Origin of the sequence: Cellulomonas septica, assembly GCF_012396155.1 — a bacterium.
Classification (GTDB): Bacteria; Actinomycetota; Actinomycetes; order Actinomycetales; family Cellulomonadaceae; genus Cellulomonas; species Cellulomonas septica.
On sequence record NZ_JAAXOY010000191.1, the window covers coordinates 1 to 5,572 of the forward strand.

The window sequence follows — 5,572 nt, forward strand, 5'->3', positions numbered from 1 at the left end:
CGAGCGGCCGTCGCGTGCCCGGTCGGCGCAGCACGCCCCCGGGCTCGTCGCCCGCGGGCTCAGTCCGGGAAGCGGACCATGCCCTCCTGCGCGATGGACGCGACGAGCGTCCCGTCGCGCGTGAACACCCGCGCCGCCCCGAGCCCGCGCCCGCCCTGCGCGCTCGGCGACGTCTGCACGTACAGGAGCCAGTCGTCGACGCGCGCGTCCCGGTGCCACCACATCGCGTGGTCCAGGCTCGCGATCGACATGCCGGGGGTCACCCACGAGCGTCCCGACCGGCGCAGCACGGGCTCGAGCATGACCTGGTCGCACGCGTACGCGAGCAGCGCGCGGTGCAGCAGCCGGTCGTCCGGCAGCGGGTCGCGCGCGCGGAACCACACCTGCTGACGACCCGTGACCTCGGCGGCGCGGCCCAGGTAGATCGAGCCGTCGACGTGCCGCACGTCGAACGCCGACTCCTGCGCCCAGAACTTCGCCGCCGGGTGGTCGATCGTCCCGAGCAGGTCGAGCGCCGACGGCACGTCCTCCGGTGCCGGGACACCGTCCGGCATCTCGTCCGCGTAGTCGACACCGTCCTGCTCGGTCTGGAACGACGCGATGAGCGACAGGATCGGGGCGCCGCCCTGCAGCGCGTGCGTCCGGCGGGCCGTGAACGACCGGCCGTCGCGGAGCCGCTCGACCGCGAACGAGATCGGCTCCGTCACGACGCCCGCGCGGAGGAAGTACCCGTGCAGCGAGTGCGGCAGCCGGTCGGGGTCGACCGTGCGACCTGCGGCGAGCAGCGCCTGCGCGAGCACCTGCCCGCCGAACACCCGCCCGTTGGGCTGGGGGAGGCTGTGCCCGGAGAACTGGTCCGGGACCGTCGGGTCCGGCGTCAGGGCCAGCGCGTCCAGGACGGCGGCGGTGGGGGAGACGGGCGCGTCGCTCATGCTCCGAAGCGTGCCACGGCTGCTCCTCGAAGCGCTGTCCAGCGGCGAGTGAGCCGCGCTACTCCTCGGTGCTGTCGGTCGGACTGAGGCTGCGCTCCGCTGCGGGCGCGTGCCGCTGGCGCGGCCCGCACCCTTCGCTGCGCTCCGCCTCAGTTCCGGTTCCTGTGGTCGGACTGAGGCTGCGCTCCGCTGCGGGCGCGTGCCGCTGGCGCGGCCCGCACCCTTCGCTGCGCTCCGCCTCAGTTCCGGTTCCTGTGGTCGGACTGAGGCTGCGCTCCGCTGCGGGCGCGTGCCGCTGGCGCGGCCCGCACCCTTCGCTGCGCTCCGCCTCAGTCCTCGAAGGTGTTGAGCAGCGAGTGCGCCGCGCGCTCCAGGTAGTCCCACAGCTCGGCCTTGTGCAGGGGCGCCAGGTCGAGGGTGTCGACCGCGGCGCGCATGTGGCGCAGCCAGCGGTCGCGCGCGTCGGGGTTCACCTTGAACGGGGCGTGCCGCATGCGCAGGCGCGGGTGGCCGCGCTGCTCGCCGTAGGTCGTCGGACCGCCCCAGTACTGCTCGAGGAACATCGTCAGCCGCTCGGCGGCGGGGCCGAGGTCCTCCTCGGGGTACATCGCGCGCAGCACGGGGTCGTCGGCGACGCCGCGGTAGAACTCGTCGACGAGCCGCACGAACGTGTCGTGCCCGCCGACGGCCGCGTAGAACGAGTCGGGTCTCACACCGACCATCCTCACACGCACGCGCGGGCGTCAGGACGAGGTGTCGGTCACCTCGCCCCGGACGGGGAGACCGGGTCGTGCACGCGCCTCAGAGCCCGAGCTCCGCGAGCACCGGCAGGCCCGCCCGGACGACCTCCTGCGCGTCGGTCGCGGTCGACGCGGCGAGCGCGAGGGTCGCGAGGCGGCGGCACTCGTCGAGCGGTGTGGCGGCGAGCACGGCGGCGACGTCGGGGAGCGCGCGGGGCGTCATCGACAGCGACGTGACCCCGAGCCCGATGAGCACGACGGCGAGCGCGGGCACCGCGGCGGCCTCGCCGCAGACGCCGACGGGCCGGCCTTGCTGCGCCCCGCCGCGGCACGTCGCCGCGACGAGCTGGAGCACGGCGGGCTGCCACGCGTAGGACAGGTGCGCGACGGCACCGAGCACGCGGTCGGCGGCCATCGTGTACTGCGTGAGGTCGTTGGTGCCGATGCTCGCGAACGACGCGTGCGCGAGGATCGGGCCGGCGAGCAGCGCGGCGCTCGGTACCTCCACCATGACGCCGGCGGTGTCCAGCCCGTGCCGGGCGCACGCGGCGACGAAGTCCTGGGCCTCGTCGACGGTCGCGACCATCGGGGCCATGACCCACACCGTCGCGGACTCGGCCGCGGCCGCACGCGCGATCGCGGTGAGCTGGTCGTCGAGGACCTCGGGGTGCGCGACGGACGTGCGCAGGCCCCGCACGCCGAGCGCCGGGTTGGCCTCGGCGTCGCCGGCGAGGAAGGGCAGCGGCTTGTCGGCGCCCGCGTCGAGCGTGCGGACGACGACCTTGCGCCCGGGGAACGCGGCGAGGACCTGCCGGTAGGCGGCGACCTGCTCGTCCAGACCGGGGGCCTCGTCGTGGTCGAGGAACACGAACTCGGTGCGGAACAGCCCGACGCCCTCGGCGCCCTGCGCGGCGGCGTCGAGCGCCGACATCGCGACCTGGACGGCGCGGCCCGTGCCGGGGATGTCGTCCTGGTCCGCGAGCAGCGCCTGCGGGTCGACCTCGGCGACGTGCGCCGCGACGGCCTCGCGACCGTGGCGCACCACGACGACGACCCGACCGGGGTCGAGCGCGCGGGCCGTGGCGAGCGCGTGGCCGAGCATGCTCCGGCCGGCGAGGGTGTGCAGGACCTTGGGGGTTGCCGAGCGCATCCGCGTTCCCTCACCAGCGGCGAGGACGACGACGGCAGCCGGGCGGGGGAACGTCACCTGAGGGTGCTCCTCGCGGGTCTGCCCGGAAGCACTCCGGGCGGCGGGACCGTGGGCACCTGCACTCTACCGCCGCGTCCGGGGCGTCCCGACGGCCCGTCCCGCCGGCACGCACCCGCTCGCCGGAACGCCCGACGCGCGGTGCCGTCGTGCGGTAGGAACGGTCCTCGGTCACGCGACGTCACGACAAGAGGGGTGCACGGTGGGCTGCACGGACACGGACCGACCTGCGCACCACGACGGCGGGCGGCGGTCGGGCACCGCGCCGCGCGTGCTCGCGGCGGTGGGCACGCTCGCGTCGCTCGCGGTCGTGACCGCGTGCACGGAGGACGTCGACGCGGCCGCGCTGGTCGGGGAGTTCGTCGGCACCACGACGGACGGCTCGGTGCGCCTCGCGGACGACGGGACGTTCGAGGCGACCGCGGTCCCGCTCGCGGCGATCGACGGCGCCGACGCGCCCGGCGAGGTCGACCTCACGGGGCGGTGGGAGCTGCTCGAGATCAGCGGGAGCGACGTCGTCTACCTGACGATCGACGACGTCGACGGCGCCACGACCCGCACGGCCGGCGCCCAGCTCTGGGTCGCCGGCACGGACCGCGTCTCCCTGCAGCCGGACCCGGACCGTCCCGGGACCCGGGTCGAGTTCGAGCGTCGCGACTGAGCGGGCGCCGAGGGGCCGGCGCGGCACGTCGTCGGCGCGACCTGCTCCGCCCCCAGGATTCGAACCTGGACCGCAAGGCTCCAAAGGCCTGCGTGCTGCCGTTACACCAGGGCGGACCGGCGCCGTGCCGTCGGGGCGACAGTCTGCCAGGGACCGCGGGGCGGACCACGGCCGGCCCGGCGCGCGCACACGGCATGATGTTCCCCGTGGCTGCGGAGACGAGGCGAGCGCCCCGCTCGCGCATGACGGGGACCGAACGTCGTGCGCAGCTGCTCGACGTCTCCCGCCGGCTGTTCGCCGAGAAGGGCTTCGACGGGACCAGCATCGAGGAGATCGCGTCGCGCGCGGAGGTCTCCAAGCCGGTCGTGTACGAGCACTTCGGGGGCAAGGAGGGCATCTACGCGGTCGTCGTCGACCGGGAGATCCAGGCCCTGACCGGTGCGCTCACGGGCGCCCTGGAGGGCGGCGGCCACCCGAAGGTGCTGGTCGAGCGGACCGCGCTGGCCCTGCTCAGCTACATCGAGGCGTCGGAGGACGGCTTCCGGATCCTCGTGCGCGACTCCCCCGTGGCCCAGGCCACGGGCACGTTCTCGAGCCTCATCGGCGACGTCGCGACGCAGGTCGAGCACCTGCTGGCCGACCAGTTCCGCGGTCAGGGCCTCGACCCGCGCACCGCGCCGATCTACGCGCAGATGCTGGTCGGGATGGTCGCGCTGACGGGCCAGTGGTGGCTCGACGCGCGCCGCCCGCGCAAGGCCGAGGTCGCGGCGCACCTCGTCAACCTCGCGTGGAACGGGCTGGCCGGGCTCGAGCGGCGCCCGGAGCTCACGCGGAACACCGAGCCGGTCGCGTGACGACACGCCCGGGTCCCGGTCCGGTTGTGTCGACGTCGAGTAATCTCGCGCTCATGACGCCGGGGACGGCGCCCGACGACCCGGGGGCGCAGGACGAGGTCGACCGGATCGTGCTCGCGTGGGAGCGCGAGCGGCCGGACCTCGACGTGCGCCCGCTGACCGTCCTCTCGCGCGTGAGCCGCTTGGCCCGCCACCTCGACCTCGCCCGCCGCGGGGCCTTCGCGCGGCACGACCTCGAGACGTGGGAGTTCGACGTCCTGTCGGCGCTGCGGCGCGCGGGCGCCCCCTACCGCCTCTCGCCCGGCGCGCTGCTCACGCAGACGCTCGTGACGAGCGGCACCATGACCAACCGCATCGACCGGCTCGTCGAGCACGGCCTGGTCGAGCGGCAGCCGTCGCCGGACGACCGCCGCGGCGTGCTGGTGCAGCTCACGGAGGCAGGCCGGACGCGGGTCGACGCCGCGTTCGCGGACCTGCTGGACGTCGAGCGCGGGCTGCTCGGCGAGCTCGACGAGGCGGACCGGCAGCGGCTCGCGGACCTGCTGCGTGAGGTCGTGGCACCGTTCGACGCGTCGTGAGGGCATGACGGCGGCCCGACCGGCCCCGAGGGCATGACGGCGGCGGCTCGGCGGGCTGCCGCGGACGGTGCGCGCGGGCTCCTGCTCGCCGCGGTCCTGCTGTACGCGCTCAACCTGCGCGCACCGATCACCGCGCTCGCGCCCGTCGTCGACGACGTCCAGGCGGACCTGGGCCTGTCCGCGGCCGGCGTCGGGCTGCTCACCGGGGTGCCGGTGCTGTGCTTCGCGCTCGCGACGCCCCTCGTGGCCGTGCTGCTCGCACGGCAGGGCACGACGCGCGTCGTGACCGCGTCGCTCGTGACGGTGCTGGTCGGGACGGTCCTGCGGTCCGTCGACGGGTTCGGCACCGCGCTCGTCGGGACGGTGCTCATCGGGGTCGCGATCACCGCGGGGAACGTCGCGGTGCCGGTCGTGATCGGCCGCGACTTCCCGTCGGCGGTCCCCCGCGCGACGGGGCTGTACACCGCGGCGCTCAACGCGGGCAGCGTGCTGACGACGACCCTGACCGAGCCGCTCGCGTCGCTCGTCGGGTGGCGCTGGGCGCTCGCGTCGTGGGGCGGCCTGGCGGTCGTGGGGCTCGTGGTGTGGCGGCGCGCGTAC

At 75.4% G+C, this 5,572-nt stretch carries 7 protein-coding genes and 1 tRNA gene; 4 read left to right on the forward strand and 4 right to left on the reverse strand.

The window, feature by feature from the left end:
- Positions 1-59 precede the first annotated feature (59 nt).
- The 3 genes from HGA02_RS09075 to HGA02_RS09085 all read right to left on the reverse strand — a co-directional run bounded on the left by HGA02_RS09075 (position 60) and on the right by HGA02_RS09085 (position 2,822).
- Complete coding sequence (locus HGA02_RS09075) at positions 60-932, reverse strand: acyl-CoA thioesterase (RefSeq protein WP_168678739.1); 873 nt, start codon at positions 930-932, stop codon at positions 60-62.
- Positions 933-1,261: 329 nt separating this feature from the next.
- Positions 1,262-1,645: a globin gene (locus tag HGA02_RS09080; protein ID WP_162351570.1), complete on the reverse strand. Its 384-nt coding sequence runs from the start codon at positions 1,643-1,645 to the stop codon at positions 1,262-1,264.
- Positions 1,646-1,733: 88 nt separating this feature from the next.
- Positions 1,734-2,822 (reverse strand): putative PEP-binding protein, encoded by a 1,089-nt coding sequence (locus HGA02_RS09085; RefSeq protein WP_210728359.1) that lies wholly within the window; start codon positions 2,820-2,822, stop codon positions 1,734-1,736.
- 259 nt (positions 2,823-3,081) lie between these two features.
- Here HGA02_RS09085 and HGA02_RS09095 point away from each other — a divergent pair, with 259 nt between their 5' ends.
- Positions 3,082-3,540 carry a hypothetical protein gene (locus HGA02_RS09095; protein WP_168678740.1) on the forward strand — a complete coding sequence of 153 codons (459 nt, stop codon included), beginning with the start codon at positions 3,082-3,084 and terminating at the stop codon, positions 3,538-3,540.
- A gap of 44 nt (positions 3,541-3,584) precedes the next feature.
- Here HGA02_RS09095 and HGA02_RS09100 read toward each other — a convergent pair.
- A tRNA-Gln gene (locus HGA02_RS09100) sits at positions 3,585-3,656 on the reverse strand.
- Positions 3,657-3,782: 126 nt separating this feature from the next.
- Here HGA02_RS09100 and HGA02_RS09105 point away from each other — a divergent pair.
- The 3 genes from HGA02_RS09105 to HGA02_RS09115 all read left to right on the forward strand — a co-directional run.
- Positions 3,783-4,394: a TetR/AcrR family transcriptional regulator gene (locus HGA02_RS09105; protein WP_162351089.1), complete on the forward strand. Its 612-nt coding sequence runs from the start codon at positions 3,783-3,785 to the stop codon at positions 4,392-4,394.
- A gap of 53 nt (positions 4,395-4,447) precedes the next feature.
- Positions 4,448-4,972, forward strand: coding sequence for a MarR family winged helix-turn-helix transcriptional regulator (locus HGA02_RS09110; RefSeq protein ID WP_124344215.1), 525 nt, complete (start codon positions 4,448-4,450; stop codon positions 4,970-4,972).
- 33 nt (positions 4,973-5,005) lie between these two features.
- Positions 5,006-5,572: MFS transporter (locus tag HGA02_RS09115; protein ID WP_168678741.1), on the forward strand; the 567-nt coding region annotated here is incomplete at its 3' end.

Coding starts and splice junctions, on each gene's coding strand:
- HGA02_RS09075 (WP_168678739.1), bottom strand. CDS start 932: ATGAGCGACGCGCCCGTCTCCCCCACCGCCGCCGTCCTGGACGCGCTG.
- HGA02_RS09085 (WP_210728359.1), bottom strand. CDS start 2,822: ATGCGCTCGGCAACCCCCAAGGTCCTGCACACCCTCGCCGGCCGGAGC.
- HGA02_RS09105 (WP_162351089.1), top strand. CDS start 3,783: ATGACGGGGACCGAACGTCGTGCGCAGCTGCTCGACGTCTCCCGCCGG.
- HGA02_RS09110 (WP_124344215.1), top strand. CDS start 4,448: ATGACGCCGGGGACGGCGCCCGACGACCCGGGGGCGCAGGACGAGGTC.